Origin of the sequence: Streptomyces viridosporus, assembly GCF_002078235.1 — a bacterium.
In the GTDB taxonomy this organism is placed as follows: domain Bacteria; phylum Actinomycetota; class Actinomycetes; order Streptomycetales; family Streptomycetaceae; genus Streptomyces; species Streptomyces viridosporus.
In genome coordinates, this window is sequence record NZ_MSGP01000947.1 from 1 (window position 1) to 1352 (window position 1352).

Here is a 1352-nt window from a genome sequence, read left to right on the forward strand (position 1 = left end):
CCTCGGCACCTCCTACATCAACGTCCAATACCGGAAGGTCGAGTCCAGCCTCCAGCCGGCCTTCAAGCAGGCCCGCGGCGGTGTCGTCGACTACTACGCCCAAGGCGGCATCCGCGCGTACGCCGACGGCGGCATGGAGGCGGGAGACCGGCCCAACCAGCACATCGCGCAGATCGCCCCGGCCGGCTCCTACCGGGTGTGGGGAGAGCGGGAGACCGAGGGCGAGGGCTACGTGCCTTTCCGCAGGTCAGCCCGCGTCCGCTCACGCGCGATCACGGAGGAGATCGTCCGCCGCCTGGGCGGCGACCCGTCGACAATCCAGTGGAACGCCGAAGGATCGGTCACGGACTGGCGCTACGACCCGCAGACCGGCAGCCTCTACTCGCCGTCGGATGCCGGGCAGGCCGGCCGGAAGACGAAGAAGGTCAAGGGCAAAGACGTCAGCTACTTCGACCTGGGAGCGGTCGAGAAGAAGCTGAAGAGCGCGTCGAAGGCGACGCAGTCGTGGAACCGGGACCTGGAGAAGGTCGCAGAGCGGGTCGGCGGTGATGTCGCCGAAGCCCTCGCCTCCATGGGCGTGGAGGGCATGAAGCTCGCCGACAAGATGGCCAACGGCAGCACGAAGTACATCAACGAGATGGCCGCCGCCCTGAGAGGGCTCCAGGCCACGGCCAAGGCCACCCTCGGCGACTACACCCGCCAGCTCACCTCTGCGAACAAGGTCAACCAGAAGTTCGCCAGCGACCTCGCCCGGCTGTCCGCGCTCGGCTACGACGACCTCGCCGCGCAGCTGGCCGCGCAGGGCGACGAAGCCGCGCAGCAGCTCGCCGCCGCCGCGGTGAAAGACCCGTCCAAGGCCAAGAAGGCGGACGCCGCGGCGAAGACCGCGAACAACGCGCTCACGGCCGATCAGGTGCAGTCCCTGGTGCAGATCATCGCCGCGATCACCACCAAAACGACCGGCATCCACGACGTCGCCGCGAAGACCGGCATCGGCGAGGACCAGATCATCGCCATCGCCAACAAGTCCCGCGGTCAGATCAAGACGTCCCTCGGTGCGCGGGCGGACCGCTTCCTCGAGGACCTACGGAAGGCCAACGCGGGCAAGGCGTACGCGGACGGCGGCATCCGCGCCGGGATCTACGCCACCCAGGGCGGCATCATCCGCTTCGCCGAGCCCCAGACCGGCGGGGAGGCCTACCTGCCTCTCAGCCCCGCCAAGCGGCGCACCGCGATGCCGGTCCTCGCCGACGTCGCCCGCCGCTTCGGCGTCGGCCTCACCGACGCCCAGGCCGGACGCCCCGTCGTCATCGTCCAGAACGGCGACACCATCACCGTCCCCGTGACCACCA

At 69.5% G+C, this 1352-nt stretch carries 1 protein-coding gene; it reads left to right on the plus strand.

Annotated elements, in window-relative coordinates; genetic code table 11:
• A partial coding sequence (locus B7L92_RS40880; RefSeq protein ID WP_159461099.1) for a hypothetical protein occupies nt 1-1352 on the plus strand: 1352 nt, incomplete at both ends.